This window comes from Methylobacterium sp. (genome assembly GCF_019750675.1).
In the GTDB taxonomy this organism is placed as follows: Bacteria; Pseudomonadota; Alphaproteobacteria; order Rhizobiales; family Beijerinckiaceae; genus Methylobacterium.
In genome coordinates, this window is record NZ_JAIEOF010000251.1 from 1 (window position 1) to 23,811 (window position 23,811).

Genomic DNA, 23,811 nt, shown 5'->3' on the forward strand with positions numbered 1-23,811 from the left:
CTGAGCCAGGACGTGCCGGCCCTCAAGGTTCCGCTGGAACATACGGCCCGCTGGCTCGAACGGGCCTGGGCCCGGCTGTCCGCCGCGTGGCACCGGCGCTTCGGGTCGTCGAAGCGTCCCTGACGGGTCCCCGAGGGCACGTCGACATTTTCATACAAACGTCGCCACTCTGCCGAAGGGATGATTTCCTTTGCGGCCGAAGCGTCTTAAGAGACCCGGCAACAGGGCTATCACGCCCGTAGGCCCGGGAGCACAGGCATGATCATCGACGCGGTCTCGATCGGCAAAAATCCGCCTGAGGACGTCAACGTCATCATCGAAGTGCCGATCGGCGGCGATCCGATCAAGTACGAGATGGACAAGGAAGCCGGCGCGCTCGTGGTCGATCGCTTCCTCTATACGGCGATGCACTACCCGGGCAATTACGGTTTCATCCCGCACACCCTGTCGGGCGACGGCGACCCGTGCGACGTGCTGGTGGCCAACACCCGCGCCATCGCGCCGGGCGCGATCATCAGCGCCCGCCCGATCGGCGTCCTGGTGATGGAGGACAATTCCGGCGAGGACGAGAAGATCATCGCCGTTCCGTCGCGCCACCTCACGATGCGCTACGATCGCATCGAGGACTACACCGACCTGCCCGACATCACGATCCACCAGATCCAGCACTTCTTCGAGCACTACAAGGATCTGGAGCCCGGCAAGTGGGTGAAGATCAAGCGCTGGGGCGGCAAGGAAGAGGCCCATCGGCTGATCCTCGAAGGGATCGAGCGCGAGAAGGCCAACAAGGCCAGCAAGGGCAAGTAAACCGACCCAGCAACCGCGTGCCCCCTGGGTGCGCGAAGGCCTTGCGGCGATCCTTCCCGGCGGAAGGGTCGCCGTTTCGCGTCAGAGCGCCTCGCCCTTCAGCAGGCGCGGCAGGGACCCGCGCGACGCCGCCGCCTCGCCGATGAACAGGCGCTTGAGGGCGGGCAGGCGGTCGACGAGGCCGAGACCGAGGTCGCGGGCCAGACGCAGCGGCAGCACGTCGTTCGAGAACAGGCGGTTGAGGCCGTCCGTCATCGCCCCCATCGCCAGGGTGTCGAAGCGGCGGGCGCGCTCGTACCGCGCGAGGACATCGGGGCCGCCGGGATCCAGTCCGAGGCGAAGCGCGTCCGTGATCGCCTCCGCCAGGGACGCCGCGCCGGCCAGCCCCAAATTCAGGCCCTGGCCGGCGATGGGATGGATCACGTGCGCGGCATCGCCGAGGAGCGCGAGGCGCTCGGCGCGGAAGCTCCGGGCCAGTCCGAACGCGAGGGGATGCGCACTCGGGCCGCGCTCCAGGGCGAGTCGCCCGAGATTGAGTCCGAAGCGGCGCTCGATCTCGGCCAAGGTCTCCTCCGGGCCGCCGCCCGTCAGGGCCGGCACGTCGGCCGCCCGCTCCGTCCAGACGATGGAGGAGCGATGCCCGAGGGAGCCGCCATCCACCAGGGGCAGGATCGCGAAGGGGCCGCTCGGCAGGAAGTGCTCGTAGGCCCGGCCCTCGTGGTCGCGCTCGTGCCCGATCGTCGCGACGAGGCCCATCTGCGGATATGACCACCCGACCCAGCCGATCTTGGCGGCCTCGCGCAGCCGGGAGCGGCCACCGTCGGCGGCCACGAGGAGGGAGGCGTCCCGCACCTGTCGGTCGTCCCGCACGATGCGGATGCCCCGCGCCGTCGCGGTCGCTTCCGTGATCCCGTGAGCCTCGAACGCGACGCCGGCCGCCTCGGCCGCCGCCAGCAGGGCCTTCGCCAGCGGCTCAGCCTCCACCATATGGGCGAACGGGGCGCCGTCCGGCTCCGATTTGTCCTGCGCGAAGGTGAGGAAGACCGGCCGGATCGGGTCCGCAAGCCGGCTATCGCTCACCACCATGTCGCGGATCGGCTGGGCCGCCGGCAAAGCCGCCTCCCAGACGCCGAGGCGCTCGAACATCCGGCGTCCGCCGGCGGCCACCGCGTAGGCACGCCCGGCATGGCGCGCCGCCCCCGCCGCGAGGCCGGGGTCGCACACGGTCATCGAGAGGGCGGGGCCGTTCGCCTGGGCCAGCGCGAGCGCCAGGGTCAGCCCGGGAATGCCGGCCCCGGCCACGACCACGCTGCGCCGGTGTGAATGCCTCTCCGCTTCGGTCATCGCGTCACCTTCCCGCCGACTCGTCCCCACGCCGCCGGAGTGCCATTCCCGGAGACCGGGGGCAACGCGTCCAGCCGTCGTCGGTCGCGCAAGTCGGCCGGTGATTTCGGAGCGGAGCGTCGAATGCCGGGTGTCGCGCGCCCGTGGGGCGATGCTTCGAAGGGCGGCTCCCTTCCGGACCGTCCGAAGTCGGACTCTCTACCTTGCCTTCGCGATGGTTCACATGTGAAGGATTCCACCGCCCGACCCCCGGACACTCCGACGGCGGTCGCGGCGATCGCGCAGGAAGGCCGCATGGCAGGCATCGTCACCGAACTCCTCGACATCCTCGATCTCGAGCCCCTCGCGCCGGATCTCTACCGGGGTGAAAGCCTGCAGACGGGCTGGTTCCGGGTCTTCGGCGGGCAGGTGGTGGCGCAAGCCCTGGTCGCGGCCTCCCGGACGGTGCCGGAGACCCGGCCGCCGCACTCGCTCCATGCCTACTTCCTCTTGGGGGGCGATCCCAATGCGCCCATCGACTACGCAGTCGAGCGCATCCGCGACGGGCGCAGCTTCGCCACGCGCCGTGTGGTCGCCCACCAGCATGGCCGCGCGATCTTCGCCATGTCGGTCTCCTACCACGATGCCGAGACGGGCGCGTCGCACCAGGCAGCCATGCCGGATGTGGCGCCTCCGGAAGCTGTGCCGGAAGCGCCCGCCGCCACCGCCGAGGCGGCGCGCAGCGGTCTCGCGATCCCGGCCCCGGTCCTGTCGTATTTCGGCCGGCGCCGCCCCATCGAACTGCGCCCCGTCGAGATCGAGCGCTATCTGCACCGCGCGCCGCGCGAGCCCCGTTTCCATGTCTGGATGCGGGCCGTCGACCGCTTGCCCGACGATCCGGCCATCCATCGCGCGGTGCTCGCCTACGCGTCCGACATGACGCTCCTGGACGCGACCTTGATCCCGCATGGGCAGACCGTGTTCGACCCCGAGATCCAGTCCGCCAGCCTCGACCACGCCCTCTGGTTCCACCGGCCGTTCCGGGCCGACGACTGGCTGCTCTATGCCCAGGACAGCCCGAGCGCGGACGGCGCCCGCGGCTTTGCCCGTGGCCAGATCTTCACGCGCGACGGGACGCTCGTCGCTTCGGTGGCCCAGGAAGGCATGATCCGCCCCCGTCGGGCCGAAGCTTAACAGGTCGCGATCGCCAGCGCGAAGGCACCGGCAAAGCCAGGAATGCCGGTTTCATAACCAATCTGCCGCATCATTGCGCAAACTTGGCCGGAATATCGCCGCCTCGTGCGGCAGCCTTCGGCCACTTCTTGGGCAGAATGGCGCGGGCCGAGAAAGTTCCTCTGGCATAGTCCTTGAATAAGAGGCGAGTGCACGGGTCAGTCACGACCCGGCGCACCGGACAGACTGATCGTGTTGCGACGCTTGGCGCACAGGACGGTGGTCCTCATGCACGCTCGTTTCACGGAGCCGGGCTCGCTCGTGGCCAGGTTCGCTCGTAGCCAAGTTCACTCGTAAGCAAGGGGGCGTCGCCCATGAAAATCGTGATGGCCATCATCAAGCCGTTCAAGCTGGAGGAGGTCCGCGACGCTCTGACCGGTATCGGCGTACACGGCCTCACCGTCACCGAGGTCAAGGGCTACGGCCGCCAGAAGGGCCATACGGAGATCTATCGCGGCGCCGAGTATGCGGTCAGCTTCCTGCCGAAGCTGAAGATCGAGGTGGCGGTAGCCTCCGACCTGACCAGCAGCGTCATCGACGCCATCGCGGCGGCGGCCCGCACGGGCCAGATCGGCGACGGCAAGATCTTCGTCGTTCCCCTGGAGAAGGCCGTCCGCATCCGCACGGGCGAGACCGACGTCGACGCCCTCTAGGGCGGTGTCCGCCGGCGGTCCCCCCTGGCGTCCCTCCGTGCCCGACCCTGCTTCAGCAACCCTTTCCAACCAGCATCGCACCCCGATCGGGAGTCTCGTTTCCATGAAGCTTCGCAATGCCCTGGCGCTCGGGCTGGGAGGCGCCGCGCTGGCGCTCCTGCTCATCGAGCCATCCCTCGCACAGACTCCGACGACGGAGGCCGCGCCGGCCGCCGCGGCGGCGGCGCCCGTCCCGAACAAGGGCGACACCGCCTGGATGCTGATCTCCAGCGCCCTGGTGCTGCTGATGGTCGTGCCCGGCCTCGCCCTGTTCTACGGCGGCCTCGTCCGCACCAAGAACATGCTCTCGGTCCTCACGCAGGTCTTCGCGATCGCCTGCATCTCCGCGCTGCTGTTCGTGATCTTCGGCTACAGCCTCGCCTTCACCAACGGCGGCGGCCTCAACGACTTCGTCGGCGGCTTCTCCAAGGCCTTCCTGAAGGGCATCGACGCGAACTCCACCGTCGCCACCTTCTCCAACGGCGTCGTGATCCCCGAATACGTCTACATCTGCTTCCAGATGACGTTCGCGATGATCACTCCGGCCCTCATCGTCGGCGCCTTCGCGGAGCGGATGAAGTTCTCCGCGCTCGTCGTGTTCATGATCCTCTGGACCACGCTCATCTACTTCCCGATGGCCCACATGGTCTGGTACTGGGGCGGCCCGGATGCCGTCGGCAATGCCGCCAAGGCGCTCGCCGCGGCCACCGACGACGCCTCGAAGGCGACCGCCCAGGCGGCCCTCGACGCCGTCAACGCCGATGCCGGCCTGCTCTTCAAGTGGGGCGCCCTCGACTTCGCCGGCGGCACCGTGGTGCACATCAACGCGGGCATCGCGGGCTTCGTCGGCTGCCTCATGCTCGGCAAGCGCATCGGTTACGGCCGTGACCTGCTCGCCCCGCACTCCCTGACCATGACCGCCATCGGCGCCTCGCTCCTCTGGGTGGGTTGGTTCGGCTTCAACGCCGGCTCGAACCTCGAGTCCAACGGCACCGCCGCCATGGCCATGCTGAACACCTTCGTCGCCACCGCCGCCGCGGCCCTCTCCTGGCTGTTCGTCGAGTGGATGCTGAAGGGTAAGCCCTCGCTGCTGGGCATGCTGTCGGGCGCCATCGCGGGCCTCGTGGCCGTCACGCCGGCCGCCGGTTTCGCCGGTCCGATGGGCTCGATCGTCCTCGGCCTCGTCGCCGGTGCTGTCTGCTTCATCATGTGCTCCACGGTGAAGAACGCGCTCGGCTACGACGACTCCCTCGACGTCTTCGGCGTCCACTGCATCGGCGGCATCCTCGGCGCGATCGCGACCGGCATCCTCGTGAACCCGGATCTTGGCGGCGTCGGCCTGCCCGACTACACCTCGAAGCCCGGCGAGCTCGCCGTCGGCGCCTACGAGACCACCGCCGCCCTCATGAGCCAGCTCAAGGCCGTCGGCTTCACCATCCTGTGGTCCGGCATCGGCTCCGCCATCCTGTACAAGCTCGTCGACCTGACCATCGGTCTGCGCGTCACCCAGGACGAGGAGCGCGAAGGCCTCGACATCGCCGATCACGGCGAACGCGCCTACAACTACTAAGATTCGCACCGACCCGGATGCGCGATCCCTCGCGCATCCGTCAGGAAGGCCCCGGTCCGCGCGACCGGGGCCTTTCGCGTTTCAGCCGCCCGGCGATCCGAGCCGAAGCGATACCGGGGCATGGCTGGCAGCGAAGTCTCAACCTTAGCCAGCCGTTAACTTCACCGACGTTAGCGTTACCGGACAGTTCCCCGTTGTGTCTGGTACCGCATGCGCTCGCTTCGCCGTTCCGCATCGCCCTACGATACGTTTGTCGACAGCTTTCGCCCGTTCCTGGCCAAGCGGATGACGGAGTTGGGCGGTCTCGTGCTGTTTGCCGGCGCCACCGCGCTGACGGTCGCCCTGGCGACCTGGTCGATCGACGATCCGAGCCTCAACCACGCCACGGATCACCCGGCCCACAACGTCCTCGGCACCGGCGGCGCCGTGGTCTCGGACCTCGCCATGCAGCTGCTCGGGCTCGGTTCGCTGGCCTTCGTGCTGCCCCCGGCGCTCTGGGGCATCCAACTCATGCGGACCCGCGCTCTGCCGCGCGGCGGCCTGCGCCTTACCCTGTGGATCATCGGTTTCTTCGCGGCGAGCGCGGTCGCGAGTGCGCTGCCCTCCACCGCACGCTGGCCCCTGCCCACCGGTCTCGGCGGGGTCGCGGGCGACGCGCTCATGCACGTCGCCCGCACCATGCTGGGCATCGTCGCCACGCCGCTCCTCACTTTCGCGGGCTTCCTGTTCGCGGCCGTCGCCATCCTGTGCCTCACGGGTGCCTGCCGCGTCGGCGAGGCCGATGCCGAGGAGGACGAGGCCTACGACCTTCCCGTCGCTCCCGCCCGCCCCGCGACGCGGGCGCGGGCCGATGCCACCCAGGACGGACGCTACGAGGACGACGAGCCGAGTCTCGGCATCGTCTCCCTCGGCGCCATGGCCCAGGCGGTCATGGGCGGGCGCGCCGCACTCGCGGCCCGGATCGACGATTGGAAGGCCGAGCGCGCCGCCGCCGCGACCGCACTCGCGTATTCCGGTGCGTCGCCGGCTTTGGCCGCGCAACGCGCCTTCGCGGCCCCGGAGGATGCGCCCTGGGCGACCCAACCGCCGGCCGCGCGCGGAGCTCCGGCCGATGGCCGCCGTGAGCCGGTGTTCGAGCCCGCCGTTCCGGCCCAGCAGGCCCCGGGCCGCCGGCCGGCGCCCGTCCTCCACGATGAGGATGCCGACGACGACGAGGCGGGCTACGCCCCCGTCCCGACCGACGCGGTCGCGCCGCCGGCCCGCTCGCGGGTCGCGCCGCCTCCGCCGCCGCCCACGCAAGCCGCGCCGCGCCGGGCGCCGCCGCCCGTCCATCAGGAGGCCGAGAACTACCGGCACCCGGCCCTCGAGTTGCTGGCCGAGCCGCCGCGCCTGCCGGCCACGAGTCAGATCTCGTCCGAGGCCCTGGAGCAGAACGCGACCCTGCTCGAGGCGACCCTCGGCGATTTCGGCGTGCGCGGCGACATCCTGGCGGTGCGCCCGGGTCCGGTCGTGACGCTCTACGAACTGGAGCCGGCGCCCGGCACCAAGTCCAGCCGCGTGATCTCGCTCGCCGACGACATCGCCCGCTCCATGTCGGCGGTCTCGGCTCGCGTCGCCGTGGTCCCCGGCCGCAACGCCATCGGCATCGAGTTGCCGAACACCCGGCGCGAGACCGTTTATCTGCGCGAGCTCCTCGCCTCGGCCGATTTCGCCGAGACGAAGCAGAGCCTCGCCCTGTGTCTGGGCAAGAACATCGGCGGCGAGCCCATCATCGCGGATCTGGCCAAGATGCCCCACCTGCTGGTGGCCGGCACCACGGGCTCGGGCAAGTCGGTGGCCATCAACACCATGATCCTGTCGCTGCTCTACCGGATGAAGCCGGAAGAGTGCCGCCTGATCATGGTCGATCCGAAGATGCTGGAGCTCTCCGTCTACGACGGCATCCCGCACCTGCTCTCCCCCGTCGTCACCGACCCGAAGAAGGCGGTCATCGCCCTCAAATGGGCCGTGCGCGAGATGGAGGAGCGCTACAAGAAGATGTCGAAGGTCGGTGTGCGCAACATCGACGGCTTCAACGCCCGCCTCGCCGAGGCGCGGGGGCGCGGCGAGATCCTGACCCGGACCGTGCAGACGGGCTTCGATCGCGAGACCGGCGAGGCCGTCTACGAGACGGAGGAGATGGACCTCTCGGCGCTGCCCTACATCGTGATCGTGGTCGACGAGATGGCCGACCTGATGATGGTGGCGGGCAAGGACATCGAGGGCGCGATCCAGCGCCTGGCGCAGATGGCGCGCGCGGCGGGCATCCACCTCATCATGGCGACGCAGCGTCCCTCGGTCGACGTCATCACCGGCACGATCAAGGCGAACTTCCCGACCCGGATCAGCTTCCAGGTGACGTCGAAGATCGACAGCCGCACGATCCTCGGCGAGATGGGCGCCGAGCAGCTGCTGGGTCAGGGCGACATGCTGTTCATGGCCGGCGGCGGGCGCACGACACGCGTGCACGGGCCGTTCTGCTCGGATTCGGAGGTCGAGAGCGTGGTCGCCCACCTCAAGCGCCAGGGCCGGCCCTCCTACCTCGAGGCCGTCACGGCCGACGAGGACGGTGCGTCGGGGTCTAAGGGCGATGAGATCGAGGTCGACGGCGCGCTCTTCGACCAGGGCAGCTTCGGCGAGGCCGGCGGGGATCTCTACGACCAGGCGGTGCAGGTGGTGCTACGCGACAAGAAGGCGTCCACCTCCTACATCCAGCGCCGCTTGCAGATCGGCTACAACCGCGCCGCCTCGCTGATGGAGCGGATGGAGGTCGAGGGCATCGTCGGCCCGGCCAATCACGCCGGTAAGCGCGAGATCCTGATCGAGGCGGACCCGCACCAGGGCTAGAGACGCTTCCCGGCGGCGGTCGATGGGGAGGCTTATGCGGCGCGCCTCATGGATCGACGGTGAAGCGATAGGTCGTGGTGGCGCGGAACGTCTCGTCCGGCCGCAATACGGTACTGGGAAAATTCGGGTGGTTCGGCGCATCCGGAAACCCCTGCGCCTCGAAGCAGACGCCGTCGCCCGCCCGGTAGAGGCCGCCGCCTGTGCCCGTCACCGTCCCGTCGAGCATGTTGGCGGTGTAGAGCTGAAGCCCGGGCTGGGTGGTCGCCACGCCGAGGCGGCGTCCGCTCGACGGATCGACCGCCTCCGCCACCGCCCGCAGGGTACCATCGCCCCCGACGACGTAGGTGTGATCGTATCCGTGCGCCAGGGCGAGTTGCGGATGCGCCTCCCGGATGCGCGCACCGAGAATCGTCGGCCTGCGGAAGTCGAACGGCGTTTCGGCGACGGACAGGATGGTGCCGGTCGGGATCTGCTCGGCGTCCGTCTCCAGGATTGAGTCGGCCGCGATGGCGACGCGGTGGCCGAGAACATCGCCCGCGCCCTCGCCCGCGAGGTTGAAGTAGCTGTGGTTGGTCAGGTTGAGGATCGTCGGCTGGTCCGTGGCGGCGGCGTAATCGATGGCGAGGGTATCGTCCGCGTCCAGGCTGTAGGTCACCGTCACGTCGAGGTTGCCCGGAAAACCCTGCTCGCCGTCGGGTGATCGGTAGGCCAGGGTGAGGCGGTGCGCCTCTGCGCGTTCCACCCGCCAGACCCGCCGGTCGAACCCTTCCGGGCCGCCATGCATGGTGTTGCGCCCCTCGTTCACCGGCAGGCGATGATCCCGGCCGTCGAGGCTGAAGCGGCCCCCCGCGATGCGGTTGGCGTAGCGCCCGACGAGGGCGCCGAAATGGGCGTCGCTCGCCTCGTAGCCGGCGAGATACCGTGCGCCGAGGACGATGTTCGCGCGGCGGCCGCCCCGGTCCGGAACCTCGATGCGCCGGACGATCCCGCCGTAATCGAGGATCTCCACCCGCACGGCGCCCCGCGCCAGGGTGTGGGCTGTGACGGCCTCACCCGCCCTGGTCCGACCGAACGGCTCTGCCTGCATGGAATTACCCCGGCTCAACGGCGACGGCTCAACGCGCGAGCCCGGCCTCCGGCGCCGGGACCGGATGGTCCGCATCTTCGAAATCCCCGGAGCCCTGCATCCGGTGGAGCCGCGCATAGGCCTCGCCGGAGGCGAGCAGGGCATCGTGGGTTCCACTCTCGACGATCCGGCCGGCCTCCATCACCACGATGCGGTCGGCGTTGCGGACGGTGGAGAGACGGTGCGCGATCACCAGGGTGGTGCGCCCCGCCATCAGGCGCAGGAGGGCCGACTGGACGAGGCGTTCGGACTCGGAATCGAGGGCGCTCGTCGCCTCGTCGAGGAGGAGGATCGGCGCGTCCTTGAGAAATGCGCGGGCGAGCGAGATGCGCTGGCGCTCGCCCCCCGACAGGCGACCACCCGAAGGGCCGACGGCGAAGTCGTAGCCCTCCGGCAGGCGGCTGATGAAGCCGTGCGCCGCCGCCGCTTCGGCCGCCGCCTCGATCTCCGCGCGGCTGGCGCCCGGACGCCCGAAGCCGATATTCGCCGCGATCGTGTCGTCGAACAGGACGATGTCCTGCGAGACTACCGCCACGGCGGCCCTGAGGGAGCCGAGGGTGACGGACCGGATGTCCTGTCCGTCGATGCTGACCACGCCTTCGGTGACGTCGTAGAGGCGCGGCACGAGGTTGAGGAGGGAGGATTTCCCCGACCCCGAGCGGCCGACCAGCGCGACCGTCGCCCCGGCCGGGACGGTCAGGTCGATGCCCTCGAGCGCCGGCGCGTCGGCGCGGTAGCGGAACCGGACATCCGTGAAGCGGATCTCGCCGCCCGCCATCCGTAGGGGGCGTGCCTCGGCGTGTTCGCGGATCTGGGGTGCCTCGTCCATCAGGGCGAAGTAGCGCTGCAGGGCGGCGCCGGCCTCCTGCAGGATGGCGTTGAGGGAACCGAGGGTGCGGATCGGCTGCGACGCGAGGAGGAGCGCCGTGACGTAGCCGGTGAAGTCGCCCACCGTCCGGTCGCCCGAGGTCACCCGCTGGCCGACGAGGGCCAGCACGGCCGCCACCGCGAAGCCGCCGCCGATCTCGAGAAGCGGGTCGAGGCGCCCGCGCGCGTTGGCGGCCTTCATCTTCAGGCGGCGGACCTCCTCGAATGCGCCCTCGGCCCGGCCCTTCAGATAGCCTTCGAGGGCGTAGGTCTTGGCGATGCGCGCGCCCTGCAGGCTCTCGGTGATGAGGCTGGCCGTCAGCCCCATGCGCTCCTGCGTGCTGGTGGAGACCCGGCGTAGCTTCTTGCCGACCCGGCCGATCGGGCCGGCCACGAAAGGCACCACCACGCCGGCCACCAGGGTGAGGACCGGGTCCATCCACAGGAGCGCCGCCACCAGGGCGATCAACATCGCGATGTCGCGCAGGAGCACCGTGGAGATGCGGGTCAGGGCCTCCTTGATGAAGGCGAAATCCGTGGTGAAGCGCTGCGTGAACGCCGCCGGGCTCTCGCGGCCGAGCTGCGCGAGATCGGAGTCGATGAGGTGTCCGTAGAGGGCGGCCTGCATGTCCGCCTCGACGCGGGTGACGACCCGGTTGGTCAGCACCGTCTGCCCGAACAGCGCGAAGCCGCGGATCGACGTGATGGCGATGACGATGACCGGCGCGTAGGCGAGGGCCGCCAGGTCCTTCTTGTCGAAGGCATCGAAGGCGAGCTTGATCAGCGTCGGATAGAGGCCCGTGGCCGCCCCCACGATGGCGATGAGCACCAGCACCACCGCCAGCGTCGCCCGGTGGGGGCGGAGCCAGATCCGCCAGACCCGCGCCAGGAGGGGCAGGATGTCCGCCTTGGGAAGCGCCCGTCGCGCCATGCTGATCCGCTCTTTCCGTGTGCGTGGGGCCGTCCGCCGCGATGCTGCGGGGTGTTTGCGTCCCCGCTCGCGGCAGATCAAGCGAAAGCCGAACGGCTTGGAAATGTGATAATGTTACAGTATTGGCTGGCGGACCCGTCACAAGGATCCGTCGATGTCGTCCTGGCGCCCATTCCCGCGCATCCTGCTCCTCGCCCTTCTGGTCCTCGGTTGCGGCGGACCGGCCCTCGCAGACGCGCCCAAGCTGAAAGCCGTGGCGACGTTCTCGATCCTCGGGGACCTCGTGGCGCAGGTCGGCGGCGACCGGGTCGCCGTCACCACCCTGGTCCAGCCGAACGCCGATGCGCACGGCTACACCCCGGCGCCGAGCGATGCCCGTACCCTGGCGGAGGCACGGATCGTCGTCGTGAACGGGCTGGGGCTTGAGGGCTGGATCGACCGCCTGATCAAGGCCTCGGGCACCCGGGCGCCGGTCGTCGTCGCCTCGGCCGGCATCAAGCCGATCGAGGCCAGCGACGACGATCACGGCCATGGCCATGGCCATGCCCACCACGACGATCCCCATGCCTGGCAGAACGTCGCCAACGTCAAGCGCTACGTCACCAATATCCGGGACGCCCTGGTGCGGGTCGATCCGGACAACGCGAGCACCTATGCGGACAACGCGAAGATCTATCTCGCCACCCTCGACAGTCTCGACGCGGAGGTGCGCGCGGCGATCGCCGCCATCCCGAGCGCCCAGCGCCGGGTGATCACCACGCACGATGCCTTCGGCTACTTCACGGCAGCCTACGGCCTGAGCTTCATCGCACCCCAGGGCGTTTCGACGGACAGCGAGGCGAGTCCCCGCGACGTCGCCCGGATCATCCGCCAGATCCGCCAGGAGAAGGTCCCGGCCGTGTTCCTCGAGAACATCGCAGATCCGCGCCTGATGCAGCAGATCGCCCGCGAGAGCGGGGCCGCGATCGGAGGCAAGGTGTTCTCGGACGCCCTGTCCGGACCGGGGGGACCGGCTGCGAGCTACGTGATGATGATGCGCAACAACGTCTCGGCCTTCACCGCGGCTCTGCGGAAGCCGTGATGCCTCAGCCGCCGGTCATCGGTGGGAAGAAGGCGATCTCGGAAGCGCCCGCGATGGGCGCATCCGGCTTGGCGTGGACGCGGTCGATGGCGACCCGCACGAGACCGTTCGTCTCGAAGGCGTAGGCGTATTCCTCGCCGCGCTCCCGCAGCCACGCCACCAGATCCGCCACCGTGACGAGGCCGGCGGGCAGGTCGACGGTTTCCTCGGCCTTGCCGACGCGCTCGCGCACCCAGGCAAAATAGACGAGCTTCATGGAAATGCTGCCCCTCAGCGCGGATCGTCGATGACGTGCTTGATGCCCGCCCGCATGTAGTCCCAGCCGGTGTAGAGCGTCAGGGCGGCGGCGAGCCAGAGCAGCACCGCACCGGTCCAGACGGTACCGGGTAGGATCGACTCGCCGGCCGGGCCCGCCACCAGGAAGCCGATGGCGACGAGCTGCACCGTGGTCTTCCACTTGGCGACCTTGCTCACGGGCACGCCGACCTTCAGTTCGGCCAGGTATTCCCGCAGGCCCGAGACCAGGATCTCCCGGCACAGGATCACGATGGCGGCCCACAGCGTCCAGCCGTGGATGGTGTTGTCGGCCGCCAGCATCAGCAGGCAGGCGGCTACCAGCAGCTTGTCGGCGATCGGATCGAGCATGCGTCCGAGCGCCGAGCTCTGGTCGTAGGTCCGCGCCACGTAGCCGTCGAGGTAGTCGGTGATGGCCGCCAGGATGTAGACGCCCAGCGCCCCGAAGCGCGCCCCGGGCTCGGTCGGCCAATAGAGCAGGGCGACCACAACCGGGACCGCCACGAGGCGCCCGTAGGTCAGGCAGTTCGCCAACGTCCAGGCGGGCGAGCGGCGTCGGGTGAGGACGGGATTCATCGAAGGCGTGAAACCATGTGCGGGGGTGGGGGTCAACCGCGCGGACGGTGTGTCGTCCTCAGGTCTGCGTATGGAAGAAGTCATAGACGGCTCGGGCGGTGGCCGCATTCACACCCGGCGTCTTCGCCAGATCCTCGAAGGCGGCGCGCTGGATCGCCTTCACGGTTCCGAAATGGTGGAGCAGGGCGCGCTTCCGGCTCGGGCCGATGCCGGCGATCTCGTCCAGCGGATTCTTCACCATCTCGCGCTTGCGCTTGGCGCGGTGCGTGCCGATGGCGAAGCGGTGCGCCTCGTCGCGCAGGCGCTGGACGAAGTAGAGGGTCGGGTCGCGGGGCGGCAGCTTGAAGGGCGGGCGGCCGGGGACGAAGAAGGTCTCGCGGCCCGCATCGCGGTCGCGCCCCTTGGCGATTCCCACCAGGGAGACGTCGGTGACGCCGATCTCCTCCAGGGCGGTCCGCGCCGCATCGAGCTGGCCCTTGCCACCGTCGATGAGCACGAGGTCGGGCCAGGGCGGCAGGGTGTCGCTCTCGGGAGCCGTCTCGACCATGGTCTCCTGAACGCCACCCTCGGTCCCGGCCTCTCGCGCGGTGCGCGGGTTCTCCTTGACCAGCCGCTTGAAGCGACGCTGAAGCACCTCGCGCATCATCCCGTAATCGTCGCCCGGGGTCAGCTCCTCCGACTTGATGTTGAAGGTGCGGTAATGCTGCTTGGCGAAGCCCGTCGGCCCCGCGACGATCATGCCGCCCACGGCGTTCGTGCCCATGATGTGCGAGTTATCGTAGACCTCGATGCGCCGGGGCGCCGCCGGCAATCCGAACGATTGCCCCAGGGCGGTGAGGAGCTTGCCCTGCGAGGCGGTGTCGGCGAGGCGCCGGCCGAGCGCCTCCTTGGCATTCCGCTGGGCGTACTCGACGAGGTTCTTGCGCTCGCCGCGCTGCGGCTGGTGGATGTCGACCCGGTACTCGGTGCGGCTCGAGAGGGCGGCCGCCAGGAGTTCGGCATCTTCGATCGCGTGGCTGACGAGAACGATGCGCGGGGCCGGCTTGTCGTCGTAGAACTGCCCGATGAACGAGGCCAGCACCTCGTCCGGCGTCATGGTGCGGTCGGCCTTCGGGAAATAGGCGCGGTTGCCCCAGTTCTGGAAGTTGCGGAAGAAGAACACCTCGATGCAGAACTGGCCGGCCTGCTCGTCGAGGGCGAAGACGTCCGCCTCCTCGACCCCTTGGGTGTTCACCCCTTGCGTGCCCTGGATCGCGGAAAGCGCGGCGATGCGGTCGCGGAAGCGCGCGGCCCGCTCGAACTCCATGGTCTCGGAGGCGGCCTGCATCTCCTCCCGCATACGGTCCTTCACGGCGTTCGACTTGCCGGCAAGGAAGCTCTTGGCGCTGTCGGCGAGCCCCTGGTAATCGGCCAGATCGATCTCGCCGGTGCAGGGGCCCGAGCAGCGCTTGATCTGGTAGAGCAGGCAGGGCCGGGTACGGTTCTCGTAGTAGCTGTCGGTGCAGGTGCGCAGCAGGAACGCGCGCTGAAGGGCGTTCACCGTGCGGTTCACCGCCCAGACGCTGGCGAAGGGGCCGTAATAGCTGCCCTTGCGGCGGCGGGCGCCGCGATGCTTGACGATCTGCGGCGCTTCCGAATCGGCCGTGACGAGAATGTAGGGGAAGGACTTGTCGTCCCGCATCAGCACGTTGAAGCGCGGCTTCAACTGCTTGATGAGGTTGGCCTCGAGGAGAAGCGCTTCGGTCTCGGTGGCGGTGGTGACGAACTCCATCGCCGCCGTCTGCGAGATCATGCGGGCGATGCGGTTGGAATGCGCCTGACCGCGCGCATAGGAGCCGACCCGAGCCTTCAGGTTCTTGGCCTTGCCGACGTAGAGCACGTCGCCCTTGTCGTCGAACATCCGGTACACGCCCGGCGAGGTCGGCAGGGTGGTCCAGAACCGCCGGATCACCTCGGTGCCGGCCTTGACGGCACCTTCCTCGAAATCGAAGTCGATCTCGGGGGCGTCGTCGGCCTGGGCGTGGTCCTGCGCCTCCTCGGCGGCGTCCTCCCGGAACCCGCCCTGGTCGTCGAATCCGTCCGGGGGCAGATCTTTCGCGGAGCGGTCTGTCGAGGGGGCGCGGCTCATGCCGCTGACTTAAGCCTCGCGTCTCGGTGAGGGAAGGGGCGGCCGGATGGCGGCGGCCCGCCCCGATCAGTCGAACAGCGCGTCGATGTCGCCCTGGTCGACGTGACCGATGTCGTCGGCGAGCCGCGGACCATTGAGGAGCGACGTCTCGTCGTCGATGTCGATCCGGCCGGGCGCGCCACCGAGGAGATCGCTGAAATTGTCGAGGCCGCCCCAGGCCTCGATCATCCGGTCCAGATGCTCCTCGATGAACTTCAGGACGCCGACGATCTTGTTGATGCGCTGGCCGGTGAGATCCTGGAAGTTGCAGGCCTCGAAGGCGATGACGACGCGATCGAGGATCGCGTCGATGTTCTCGCGTCCCGCCATGCTGGTGCTCATGGCCCGCAGCATGCTGGCGTTGGTCTCGATCTCCTCGATGGCCCCCAGGATGGTGCTGGTGGCGCGCTCGGTGGAATCGACGACGGCGTCGAGTTCGCCCGCGACCCGGCGCATACCCTTGCCGGTGTTCTCCGATCGATAGAGCGTCGCGATCTCCTGCTTCGTGCGCGTGATCGCGTCCTTCATCACGTCGAGCTCGGAGCGCATGGCGAAGGCTTCGTTGAGCTCGCGCCGGCAGGCCTCGATGGTCTCGACGGTGCTCGTCTGCGTCGCCTTCCGCAGATCCTGGATCGCCGAGAGAATCTCGTCGAGGCGCTTGTTGCTCAGGTTCACCGCATCGGCGGAGGCGCCCGCCTCGACGCGTCCGGCCGGGGGCGCCAGCCCGAGGCTGTCCTCGATGCGGTAACGTTTCATGGTCATCGGATGCGATCAGCCGGCGGGAGGGAAGCCGGATCAAGGTGAACCGAACAGATTGCCATTTCTTGAACGCGGCAACGCACCGGCAACCTTTACCGGGCGTTCACGCTGATTTCGCACAGGTGTTCGCCGCGGGCCCCGCAGGGGACGATTCACCACGTTCCTTCACCGTGCGCTCGCCAGCGCGCCCAATCCTGTCCCGGTGTCGTCCCCCTCGCGGGGCGGGAGCGGTTGCGGAGCGGTGACGGTGATGCGGTTCAAGGAATGCGTGGCTGCGGCCTGCCTCGCGGCGGGGCTCGCGGCGCAGGGCGCGCAGGCCCAGACGTCGGGTGGGGAGCGCGGCGCCTATGGCGGCGGGTTCATCGAGTTCCTGATGAGTGACCAGCGCGGGTCCGTCGCGCCGCGACCCGTGCGCGCCCCGCTCGGCGACGACGGAGTGCTGCCGCGCCATGCCGCGGCCTACGGATATGGCGGACCCGCCAGTCCGCGCCTCCTGCATTCCGGCGAACGTGTCCCCGAGGCACCAAGCCCCCGCGTGGCCTACGCGCCGGACCCGGCGCCCGTGCGGCTCGCGGCCTTGCCGCCGGACCGCGCGATCGAGCCCGCCGTCGAGTCGATCGCGCGCGCACCCGATGCCCGGTACGCCCGGCAGGTAGTGGCCTACGACGGCCCGCAGAGGCCCGGAACGATCGTGGTCGATACGCCTGCCAAGTACCTCTACCTGGTGCAGCCCGGTCGCCAGGCGATCCGCTACGGCATCGGTGTCGGTCGACCGGGGTTCGCCTGGTCGGGCCTGAAGACGATCAGTCAGAAGCGGGAATGGCCGGATTGGACGCCGCCGGCCGAGATGATCCGGCGCCGGCCGGACCTGCCGCGCCACATGGTGGGCGGACCCACCAATCCCCTGGGCGCCCGCGCCCTCTATCTCGGCTCGTCACTCTATCGCATTCACGGTACGAACGAGCCTCACACGATCGGCCAGAACGTCTCGTCGGGCTGCATCCGCATGATGAACGAGGACGTCATCGACCTGTACGAGCGCACACCGGTCGGCACGCGCGTGGAAGTGCTCTGAGGTTCACGCCAAGGATGAGCCGGCACCCCGTTCGAGGTGCCGGCCCGGTCCCGCATCACACCCAGTCGTCGTCGCCGCCGCCGCCAAGGTCGCCGCCGAAATCGCCGCCGGCATCATCCGCGAACGACGCGTCCTGGAACCCGTCGTTGCCGCCGCCGAGGGCCGAGCCGAGATCGTTGTTTCCACCCAAGCCCGCCGCATCCGCGCCCGGCGTACCGCCGAGGCCTGCGGCCGCTGCGCTGCCGAGCTGCGAATGGCCGCCCGCGAAGGCGTTCGAGAGGGCGCTGCCGAGCAGCATGCCGCCGGCGGCACCCGCCGCCATCGGCAGGGCGGTCGCCATGAAGCCGCCGCCACGTGCCGGTGCCGCCTGCTGGCCGGCCCATGGGCCACCCTGCTGCGGTCCGCCGTAGCCGGGCTGCTGACCGTAACCGGGCTGCGGCTGGCCGTATCCGGGCTGGCCGCCCTGGTTGCCCCAGGCTCCGCCCTGGCGCGGCGGCTCGGGTTGGCGGGAGGACCCGCCGCCGAAGATGCTCGAGAGAAAGCCGCCGCCGCCCTGCGGCTGCTGCTGGCCGGAGCGGCGCAGCTGCTCGAGCTGCTCGTTCAGGCTCTTGATCGCCTCTTCCTGCACGTAGATGAGCTGCGCCATCGCGTAGGGCGCGTAGGGCTGGGCCCGGATTTTCTCGGCAATGAAGCGCTCGGCTTCCGCGTCGCGGGGCTGGCTCGAAGCCTGCTCCAGGCGCTGGAAAATGCCGCCGATGACGTCGCGTTCTTCGCTGTTCATGGAGTTGTCCTCCTGGGGCAAGCCGGCGGGGTGTCGACCCGCTCGGGCGGGTCACAGATGGGGGTGCCGCCGGCCTTTGTCAGGGGTTCAACGCAAACTTTGCCGTCCCGGATGCATCGATCCGCCGAGAATGTGTGCGCCTGCGCGCAGGGACGCCGACGAAAGAAAAGCCCGGCCGCGTGGCGGCCGGGCTCTTTGCTGTTCTCGGCAGGTCCCGCGCGGACCGGGATCGGCCGCACGGGATCGCGTGGGGTCGGCTTAGTACGAGCCGAACTTGTAGTTCAGGCCGGCGCGCACGACGACGAACTCGTCGGAGCGGCGGTTGTTGTAGCCGGTGGTGACCACGCCGGGGGTGTTGACCGAGTAGGTCGCGCCGGTGGCGGGCGAGTAGGCGAACACGCCGTTGTTGCGGTTGTCGCGGTCGAGGTTCACGTACAGGCCTTCGACCTTGAGGGTCACGGCCGAGGACTTGAAGAAGTTCAGGAACGAGTCGGTCGGCAGGGCGTACTCGATGCCGCCGCCAGCGGCCCAGCCGGTGCGGAAGTCGTTGCGGCTGCTGTTGGGCAGGCCGAAGTCGTTGCCGCCGCCGCCGCCGTAGGCGAAGCCGCCGGTGCCGTACACCAGGGTGCGGTCGAAGGCGTAGCCGAGGCGGCCGCGCACGGTGCCGAAGTAGTCGAGGCCCGACAGGCCGTTCGGGTTGACGAAGGTCAGGTTGTTGACGTTCGCGCCGATGATGGAGGCGTTGTTCCGCTGCGAACCGAAGTCGACGTACTGGGCGTCGGCCTCGACACCGATCACGACACCGGAGCCCGGGGTGAACTGGTAGTTGTAGCCGATCTGACCGCCGCCAACGAAGCCTTCGTTGTTGTTGCGGTTGTTGAACACGGCCGCGCCGACGGCGCCGGGAGCGAAGACGGGCGCGGTGGCCAGCACGGTGGTCGTGCGGTTGTTGTCGTTGCCCGTGCCGAAGCCGTAGCCGGCGTTGATACCGGCGTAGAAGCCGGTCCAGGTGAACACCGGCACCGGCACGAACACCGGGGGCGCCGCGCGGCGCGGAAGGTCGGCGGCGAAGGCGGAGCCGGCGAGGGCGATGCCGGCGAGCGCGGTGGCGCTGCGAAGGAAGGATTTCATGGTCTGGTCCTCTGACTGTCAGGCAGCGTCCGACCTATTGCTGGTCGCGTCCGCTGCAGTTCCCCGTCTTTAAGTGAGCCGACAGCAAGAAGCTGTTGCTCTGCGATCACGCCAGCCGCATGGAACACGGCCCCTTTGTGGCGATACGCGCAGCGCCTTTTCGGCTACTTGCGGTCAGAACGCGTTCGAATGGCCAAGGTTCACGCCATGGCCACGCTTTTTATTGACAAATTGTCGCAAGGGGCTGGACGCGTCAGCCGACGAGGCCGATCGCCGAGATGAGCCGGCCGTAATCGGCTTCCGCGCGGTGGGTCGTTCGGCGGTAGCTGTAGAACAGGTCCGGCTCCGAATAGGTACAGCGTCCGAGCGCGGCTCCGCTCGCGATGCCGGCCTCTTCGAGGCGCGCCAGGATGAAACCGGGCAGGTCGAACTGGGCATGTCCGTCGCGCGCACCCGCCGCGAGGAAGCGCTCGAAGCCCGCCGCCTCGGCGCGGAAGCGGGCGATGAAATCCGGCCCGACCTCGTAAGCCGGCTGGGCGATCGTCGGGCCCAGAACGGCGACGATGTCGGCGCGCCGGGCGCCAAGTCCCTCCATCGCCGCCACGGTCGCCTCGATCACGCCTGTCAGGGCGCCCTTCCAGCCCGCATGGGCGGCGCCGACGACGCCGTTGCGTGCATCCGCGAACAGGATTGGACCGCAATCGGCGGTGGCGATGCCGAGCGCCAGTCCGGGCACCCGGGTCACCATGCCGTCCGCCTTGGGGCGTTCCGCGAGGGGGATGGGTCCGTCGAGCACCACCACCTCTGACGAGTGAATCTGGTAGAGACTTACGAGACGGTCGTCCCCGACGGCGAGGTGTGCTGCCATCCGCCGCCTGTTCTCCGCCACGTGCGCGGGGGCGTCGTTCGAGCCGAGCCCTCCGTTGAGGGAGTCGTAGATCCCCTCGGACACCCCGCCACGGCGGGTGAAGTAGGCGTGCCGGATCCCGGGCAGCCCGGTCAGGGCGGGGGCCTCGATGACCTCGGGAGTGTCGCGCGTCATGACTGAGCTCTCGTGAGGGAAGGGTGGAGCGCCGGGGACGAGACGTCCTGCCCGGCATGAACCTGGCGAAGGCCGGTTCCAAACGCCGGGAAAAGCACCTGCGCCGCAACTTCGGATCGGCTTCCTTTACGGTTCGTTAAGCATGTTTTGGTCCGATGCTCCCAACGCCGAGGACCAACCGATGTCGGAAACAGCCCGTCACTACGCGCAGCAGGATCAGGCCACCAGACCGCAGCCAGGTCCGCTGCGCGACTGGCTGGCGGCGATGAAGGCGGTCACCGCGCCGACCGGGGCCGAGGCTCAGCCGGCGGCCGCTTCGCCACCCCGTGACACCGCGCGGTCCACCGAGTCGACCGGCGAGGCGCGCGGCACCGAGGCCGCCGGCACCTGGATTCCGCGGGTGGTCGTGGCGGCTCCGGCCGCCGTGGAATCGGCCTCCTCCGACGTCTCGGATCTCATGGCCGAGAACATCATGCTCAAGGCCAAGCTCAAGGTGGAGAACGACCGCTACGACGCCCTCCAGGGCGTCATCGCCCGCGAGCTGCGCGGCCTGCGCGCCCATGTCGAGGACGAACTCAGGGAACTCGAGGACATGCGGGCCGAGCGCGACGGCCTCCTGACGCGGCAGGCCGCATTCGAGCAGGACATCCGGGACCTGCGTGCCCAGGTCGCGGGCGAGACCGCGAAGCTCGCCGAGATCCGCAGCGAGCGCGATCTCTGGGCCGCCCGCGCCGAAGCCCTTGCCCAGCCAATCTTTCAGAAGCGCAGCACGGTCTGAGGCTGCCGGAACGAATCGCCCAAAACATCGAAAGGCCGCCCCGTGAGGGGCGGCCTTTCCATTGCCGAACCGCTTGTTGTCCGGCCGAAACTGATACGATCGCGTCGAGCGCTAGAAGGCTGCGCCGGAGGCGACGGTCCAGGTCCGGGAGGCCGGGGTGAGCGGCTGATGACAATGAGACACTGGATCACCTCCTTTCGTTCGTTGCGGGTGAACAGAAGTTAGTCAGCCCTATCCGGTTTGGAAAGGCCCGCGCCCGCGCCCATCCGCCGCTCCCCACCGGCGAGGTGGGGTGGGCCCGGCGCCCGGCTGGCCTCGGCCCCGCTGGAGGTCTAAAGCATCGGGCCTTCCCCCCGCGGGGCGTCGCGACGCGATCGCGCGTTCCGCTCCAAGGCCACGGACCCTTCACTCCCCATGTCCACAGCCCTGCGGATGCCGGCGCCCGACGAGGCGGCGCTCGACCCGGACGCCATGCGCCAGCCGCTCGCGGACGCCTGGTACTGCGTCGGCCGCTCCGACACCTTGAAAACGGGCGCGCTGCGCGCCGTCGAGCTCAACGGCGAGCAGATCGTCCTCGGCCGCGAGGCCTCCGGGGCGCCCTTCGCCCTACGCGACCGCTGCCCCCATCGCGGCATGGCCCTCTCGAAGGGCCGCTTCGACGGCGGCGCACTGACCTGCCCGTTCCACGGCTGGCGCTTCGGAACCGACGGGCGCTGCCGCGACGTGCCGACCCTGTCGGCCTCCGACACGGCCGATTTCTCGCGCATCGTGGTGCAGCGCTTCCCCGTTCGCGAGAGCGCGGGCTTCGCATGGGTCAACCCTTATCTCGGCGCGGCCACCGGCTCGCCCCCGGCGGCCCTGCCGGAGCTCGGCTTCACGGCGGCCGGCTCCCTCGTGGTCGAACTCGTGGTCGAGGCGTCCTTCGACCTGACGACCCTGAGCCTCGTCGATCCCGGCCACGTCGCCTTCGTCCACGATTCCTGGTGGTTCCGGCCCTCGAAGGAGCTGCGCGAGAAGGTGAAGACCTTCACGCCGACCCCGCACGGCTTCACCATGACGAGCCACGCCACCACCACGAGTTCGCCGGTCTACCGGTTGCTCGGCGGCGTGCCCGCGGTGGAGATCGAGTTCCGCCTGCCCGGCGTGCGCCTCGAGCGGATCGAGGCCGGGACGAAGCGGGTGGCGAACTACACATTCGCTACGCCGCTGACCCAGAACCGGACGATGCTCACCAACGCGCTCTACTGGAACATGCCGGCGCTCAACCTCCTCAAGCCGCTGGCCCGGCCGCTGATGCGCCAGTTCCTTACCCAGGACCAACAGGTGCTTCAGCACGCCCAGGCGGGTCTCGACCGCAAGCCCACCATGGTGCTGTTCGGCCAGGGCGACCTGCCCTCGCAATGGTATTTCCGCCTCAAGCGCGAGGCGCTGCAGGCGGCCCGCGAGGGGCGACCCTTCGCCAACCCCCTGGCGACGCAGGAACTGCGCTGGCGCTCCTGACCCGTCCGCTTCCGCGCGGCGGCGCGAAGCAGCTTCGGACCCCGTCGCGTCTTCTTGGCGCGATGCGTGGCCGTGCCGCTTGATCGGCACGCGGAAGCCGCCATCTCGGGTCCATGAAACGGCAAAGTCTGATCAAGGCGTTGAGCGCCGCCACCGTGATGACGCTCGGCGGGGTCGGCTATGCCGCCCACAAGCGCGGGCGCAACCCCTACTACCGCGGTCCGCGCAGCGACCATTTCGACGGGGTCCGCTTCCACAGCCCGGACCAGCCGGCGGACAAGACGCTCGGCGACATCGCGCGCTGGCGCTCCCGGCGCGGGGTCGACAGCCCCTTACGCCAGACCTGGCCCGCCTCCCATCCGAGCCCCTACGCCGCCGACAGGCCGCCGGAGCGTGTCGCTGGCCTGCGCGTCACCCTGATCGGGCATGCGAGCTACCTGTTCCAGGTCGCCGGCCGCAACATCCTGGTCGATCCCGTCTATGCCCGCCGGGCGAGCCCAGTGCGCTTCGCCGGGCCCAAACGCGTGAACCCGCCGGGGATCGCTTTTTCCGACCTGCCTCCCATCGACGCGGTACTGATCACCCACAACCACTACGACCATCTCGACGGGCCGGCGGTGGCGCGGATCTGGCAGGCGCACCAGCCTCTGATCCTGGCGCCGCTCGGGAACGAGGCGGTCCTGCGCGCCTACGACGACACCATGCACGTGGAGACCCGCGACTGGGGCGAAGCGGTGGATCTCGGCGGCGGCCTTACCGTCCACGTCACCCCCGCCCATCACTGGTCGGCCCGTGGCCTGAACGACCGGCGCATGGCCCTGTGGTGCTCCTTCGTGCTCACCACGCCCGTCGGGGTCCATTATCACTCGGGCGACACCGGCCTGCGCGACGGCGCCACCTTCCGCGAAGCCCGTGCCCGTTTCGGGCCGCCGCGCCTCGCGACCCTGCCGATCGGCGCCTACGAGCCGCGCTGGTTCATGAAGGACCAGCACATGAACCCCGCCGAGGCGGTGGAGGCCGGCCTGCTTCTCGGGGCAGACCAGATGCTGGGCCACCACTGGGGCACCTTCCAGCTTACCGACGAGGGCATCGAGGAGCCTGTGGAGGCCCTTGCGCAAGCCTGCGCCGAACAGGGGATCGCGCCGGAGCGGTTCATGGCGATGCGGCCCGGGCAGGTCTGGGAGGGATAGAA

20 protein-coding genes are annotated in these 23,811 nt (G+C 69.4%); 10 read left to right on the forward strand and 10 right to left on the reverse strand.

The window, feature by feature from the left end; translation table 11 throughout:
• Window positions 1-258: 258 nt before the first annotated feature.
• Window positions 259-807 (forward strand): inorganic diphosphatase, encoded by a 549-nt coding sequence (gene ppa, locus K2X24_RS12815; protein WP_292498625.1) that lies wholly within the window; start codon window positions 259-261, stop codon window positions 805-807.
• Window positions 808-888: 81 nt separating this feature from the next.
• Here ppa and K2X24_RS12820 read toward each other — a convergent pair whose 3' ends face one another.
• Entirely contained in the window at window positions 889-2,151 is a 1,263-nt protein-coding gene (locus K2X24_RS12820) for an FAD-dependent monooxygenase (protein WP_292498628.1), read from the reverse strand.
• A gap of 294 nt (window positions 2,152-2,445) precedes the next feature.
• On the opposite strand from K2X24_RS12820, the gene tesB reads away from it, so the two are divergent.
• The 4 genes from tesB to K2X24_RS12840 all read left to right on the forward strand — a co-directional run bounded on the left by tesB (window position 2,446) and on the right by K2X24_RS12840 (window position 8,511).
• The gene (tesB, locus tag K2X24_RS12825; protein ID WP_292498631.1) at window positions 2,446-3,324 is read left to right on the forward strand and encodes an acyl-CoA thioesterase II; all 879 of its coding nucleotides are present in this window, start codon (window positions 2,446-2,448) and stop codon (window positions 3,322-3,324) included.
• 353 nt (window positions 3,325-3,677) lie between these two features.
• On the forward strand, window positions 3,678-4,016 hold the full coding sequence (locus K2X24_RS12830; protein ID WP_018044676.1) for a P-II family nitrogen regulator: 339 nt from the start codon (window positions 3,678-3,680) through the stop codon (window positions 4,014-4,016).
• A gap of 103 nt (window positions 4,017-4,119) precedes the next feature.
• The gene (locus K2X24_RS12835; RefSeq protein WP_292498640.1) at window positions 4,120-5,625 is read left to right on the forward strand and encodes an ammonium transporter; all 1,506 of its coding nucleotides are present in this window, start codon (window positions 4,120-4,122) and stop codon (window positions 5,623-5,625) included.
• 210 nt (window positions 5,626-5,835) lie between these two features.
• A complete protein-coding gene (locus tag K2X24_RS12840; protein WP_292498642.1) occupies window positions 5,836-8,511 on the forward strand; it encodes a DNA translocase FtsK in 2,676 nt (891 codons plus the stop codon).
• Window positions 8,512-8,557: 46 nt separating this feature from the next.
• On the opposite strand, the gene K2X24_RS12845 is transcribed toward K2X24_RS12840, so the two are convergent.
• Window positions 8,558-9,598 (reverse strand): aldose epimerase family protein, encoded by a 1,041-nt coding sequence (locus tag K2X24_RS12845; protein ID WP_292498645.1) that lies wholly within the window; start codon window positions 9,596-9,598, stop codon window positions 8,558-8,560.
• A gap of 28 nt (window positions 9,599-9,626) precedes the next feature.
• The gene (locus tag K2X24_RS12850) at window positions 9,627-11,435 is read right to left on the reverse strand and encodes an ABC transporter transmembrane domain-containing protein (protein ID WP_292498648.1); all 1,809 of its coding nucleotides are present in this window, start codon (window positions 11,433-11,435) and stop codon (window positions 9,627-9,629) included.
• Window positions 11,436-11,589: 154 nt separating this feature from the next.
• Here K2X24_RS12850 and K2X24_RS12855 point away from each other — a divergent pair, with 154 nt between their 5' ends.
• Window positions 11,590-12,516, forward strand: a complete 927-nt coding sequence (locus K2X24_RS12855) for a metal ABC transporter substrate-binding protein (RefSeq protein ID WP_292498651.1) — start codon at window positions 11,590-11,592, stop codon at window positions 12,514-12,516.
• Window positions 12,517-12,520: 4 nt separating this feature from the next.
• Here K2X24_RS12855 and moaD read toward each other — a convergent pair whose 3' ends face one another.
• The 4 genes from moaD to K2X24_RS12875 form a co-directional block, all read right to left on the reverse strand.
• The gene (gene moaD / locus K2X24_RS12860) at window positions 12,521-12,772 is read right to left on the reverse strand and encodes a molybdopterin converting factor subunit 1 (protein WP_292498653.1); all 252 of its coding nucleotides are present in this window, start codon (window positions 12,770-12,772) and stop codon (window positions 12,521-12,523) included.
• A gap of 14 nt (window positions 12,773-12,786) precedes the next feature.
• Window positions 12,787-13,386: a CDP-diacylglycerol--glycerol-3-phosphate 3-phosphatidyltransferase gene (gene pgsA / locus K2X24_RS12865; protein WP_238281780.1), complete on the reverse strand. Its 600-nt coding sequence runs from the start codon at window positions 13,384-13,386 to the stop codon at window positions 12,787-12,789.
• A gap of 58 nt (window positions 13,387-13,444) precedes the next feature.
• Window positions 13,445-15,514 (reverse strand): excinuclease ABC subunit UvrC, encoded by a 2,070-nt coding sequence (gene uvrC / locus K2X24_RS12870; RefSeq protein ID WP_292498659.1) that lies wholly within the window; start codon window positions 15,512-15,514, stop codon window positions 13,445-13,447.
• A gap of 66 nt (window positions 15,515-15,580) precedes the next feature.
• On the reverse strand, window positions 15,581-16,315 hold the full coding sequence (locus K2X24_RS12875; protein ID WP_292498662.1) for a chemotaxis protein: 735 nt from the start codon (window positions 16,313-16,315) through the stop codon (window positions 15,581-15,583).
• 247 nt (window positions 16,316-16,562) lie between these two features.
• Here K2X24_RS12875 and K2X24_RS12880 point away from each other — a divergent pair, with 247 nt between their 5' ends.
• The gene (locus K2X24_RS12880) at window positions 16,563-17,387 is read left to right on the forward strand and encodes a L,D-transpeptidase (protein ID WP_292498699.1); all 825 of its coding nucleotides are present in this window, start codon (window positions 16,563-16,565) and stop codon (window positions 17,385-17,387) included.
• 55 nt (window positions 17,388-17,442) lie between these two features.
• Here K2X24_RS12880 and K2X24_RS12885 read toward each other — a convergent pair whose 3' ends face one another.
• The 3 genes from K2X24_RS12885 to pgeF all read right to left on the reverse strand — a co-directional run bounded on the left by K2X24_RS12885 (window position 17,443) and on the right by pgeF (window position 20,341).
• The gene (locus K2X24_RS12885) at window positions 17,443-18,168 is read right to left on the reverse strand and encodes a DUF2076 domain-containing protein (RefSeq protein ID WP_292498665.1); all 726 of its coding nucleotides are present in this window, start codon (window positions 18,166-18,168) and stop codon (window positions 17,443-17,445) included.
• A 258-nt stretch (window positions 18,169-18,426) separates the two neighbouring features.
• Window positions 18,427-19,299 (reverse strand): porin family protein, encoded by an 873-nt coding sequence (locus K2X24_RS12890; protein ID WP_292498668.1) that lies wholly within the window; start codon window positions 19,297-19,299, stop codon window positions 18,427-18,429.
• 253 nt (window positions 19,300-19,552) lie between these two features.
• Window positions 19,553-20,341, reverse strand: a complete 789-nt coding sequence (pgeF, locus tag K2X24_RS12895) for a peptidoglycan editing factor PgeF (RefSeq protein ID WP_292498670.1) — start codon at window positions 20,339-20,341, stop codon at window positions 19,553-19,555.
• A 181-nt stretch (window positions 20,342-20,522) separates the two neighbouring features.
• Here pgeF and K2X24_RS12900 point away from each other — a divergent pair, with 181 nt between their 5' ends.
• The 3 genes from K2X24_RS12900 to K2X24_RS12910 all read left to right on the forward strand — a co-directional run bounded on the left by K2X24_RS12900 (window position 20,523) and on the right by K2X24_RS12910 (window position 23,809).
• A complete protein-coding gene (locus K2X24_RS12900) occupies window positions 20,523-21,119 on the forward strand; it encodes a hypothetical protein (protein ID WP_292498672.1) in 597 nt (198 codons plus the stop codon).
• Between the two features lie 414 nt (window positions 21,120-21,533).
• Window positions 21,534-22,619 carry an aromatic ring-hydroxylating dioxygenase subunit alpha gene (locus tag K2X24_RS12905; protein WP_292498675.1) on the forward strand — a complete coding sequence of 362 codons (1,086 nt, stop codon included), beginning with the start codon at window positions 21,534-21,536 and terminating at the stop codon, window positions 22,617-22,619.
• Between the two features lie 113 nt (window positions 22,620-22,732).
• A complete protein-coding gene (locus K2X24_RS12910) occupies window positions 22,733-23,809 on the forward strand; it encodes an MBL fold metallo-hydrolase (RefSeq protein ID WP_292498677.1) in 1,077 nt (358 codons plus the stop codon).
• Window positions 23,810-23,811 lie beyond the last annotated feature (2 nt).

What these genes read in the sequence shown, in the direction of transcription:
- ppa (WP_292498625.1), top strand. Translation starts at nt 259, where the DNA reads ATGATCATCGACGCGGTCTCGATCGGCAAAAATCCGCCTGAGGACGTC.
- K2X24_RS12820 (WP_292498628.1), bottom strand. Translation starts at nt 2,151, where the DNA reads ATGACCGAAGCGGAGAGGCATTCACACCGGCGCAGCGTGGTCGTGGCC.
- tesB (WP_292498631.1), top strand. Translation starts at nt 2,446, where the DNA reads ATGGCAGGCATCGTCACCGAACTCCTCGACATCCTCGATCTCGAGCCC.
- K2X24_RS12830 (WP_018044676.1), top strand. Translation starts at nt 3,678, where the DNA reads ATGAAAATCGTGATGGCCATCATCAAGCCGTTCAAGCTGGAGGAGGTC.
- K2X24_RS12835 (WP_292498640.1), top strand. Translation starts at nt 4,120, where the DNA reads ATGAAGCTTCGCAATGCCCTGGCGCTCGGGCTGGGAGGCGCCGCGCTG.
- K2X24_RS12840 (WP_292498642.1), top strand. Translation starts at nt 5,836, where the DNA reads ATGCGCTCGCTTCGCCGTTCCGCATCGCCCTACGATACGTTTGTCGAC.
- K2X24_RS12845 (WP_292498645.1), bottom strand. Translation starts at nt 9,598, where the DNA reads ATGCAGGCAGAGCCGTTCGGTCGGACCAGGGCGGGTGAGGCCGTCACA.
- K2X24_RS12850 (WP_292498648.1), bottom strand. Translation starts at nt 11,435, where the DNA reads ATGGCGCGACGGGCGCTTCCCAAGGCGGACATCCTGCCCCTCCTGGCG.
- K2X24_RS12855 (WP_292498651.1), top strand. Translation starts at nt 11,590, where the DNA reads ATGTCGTCCTGGCGCCCATTCCCGCGCATCCTGCTCCTCGCCCTTCTG.
- moaD (WP_292498653.1), bottom strand. Translation starts at nt 12,772, where the DNA reads ATGAAGCTCGTCTATTTTGCCTGGGTGCGCGAGCGCGTCGGCAAGGCC.
- pgsA (WP_238281780.1), bottom strand. Translation starts at nt 13,386, where the DNA reads ATGAATCCCGTCCTCACCCGACGCCGCTCGCCCGCCTGGACGTTGGCG.
- uvrC (WP_292498659.1), bottom strand. Translation starts at nt 15,514, where the DNA reads ATGAGCCGCGCCCCCTCGACAGACCGCTCCGCGAAAGATCTGCCCCCG.
- K2X24_RS12875 (WP_292498662.1), bottom strand. Translation starts at nt 16,315, where the DNA reads ATGACCATGAAACGTTACCGCATCGAGGACAGCCTCGGGCTGGCGCCC.
- K2X24_RS12880 (WP_292498699.1), top strand. Translation starts at nt 16,563, where the DNA reads ATGCGGTTCAAGGAATGCGTGGCTGCGGCCTGCCTCGCGGCGGGGCTC.
- K2X24_RS12885 (WP_292498665.1), bottom strand. Translation starts at nt 18,168, where the DNA reads ATGAACAGCGAAGAACGCGACGTCATCGGCGGCATTTTCCAGCGCCTG.
- K2X24_RS12890 (WP_292498668.1), bottom strand. Translation starts at nt 19,299, where the DNA reads ATGAAATCCTTCCTTCGCAGCGCCACCGCGCTCGCCGGCATCGCCCTC.
- pgeF (WP_292498670.1), bottom strand. Translation starts at nt 20,341, where the DNA reads ATGACGCGCGACACTCCCGAGGTCATCGAGGCCCCCGCCCTGACCGGG.
- K2X24_RS12900 (WP_292498672.1), top strand. Translation starts at nt 20,523, where the DNA reads ATGTCGGAAACAGCCCGTCACTACGCGCAGCAGGATCAGGCCACCAGA.
- K2X24_RS12905 (WP_292498675.1), top strand. Translation starts at nt 21,534, where the DNA reads ATGTCCACAGCCCTGCGGATGCCGGCGCCCGACGAGGCGGCGCTCGAC.
- K2X24_RS12910 (WP_292498677.1), top strand. Translation starts at nt 22,733, where the DNA reads ATGAAACGGCAAAGTCTGATCAAGGCGTTGAGCGCCGCCACCGTGATG.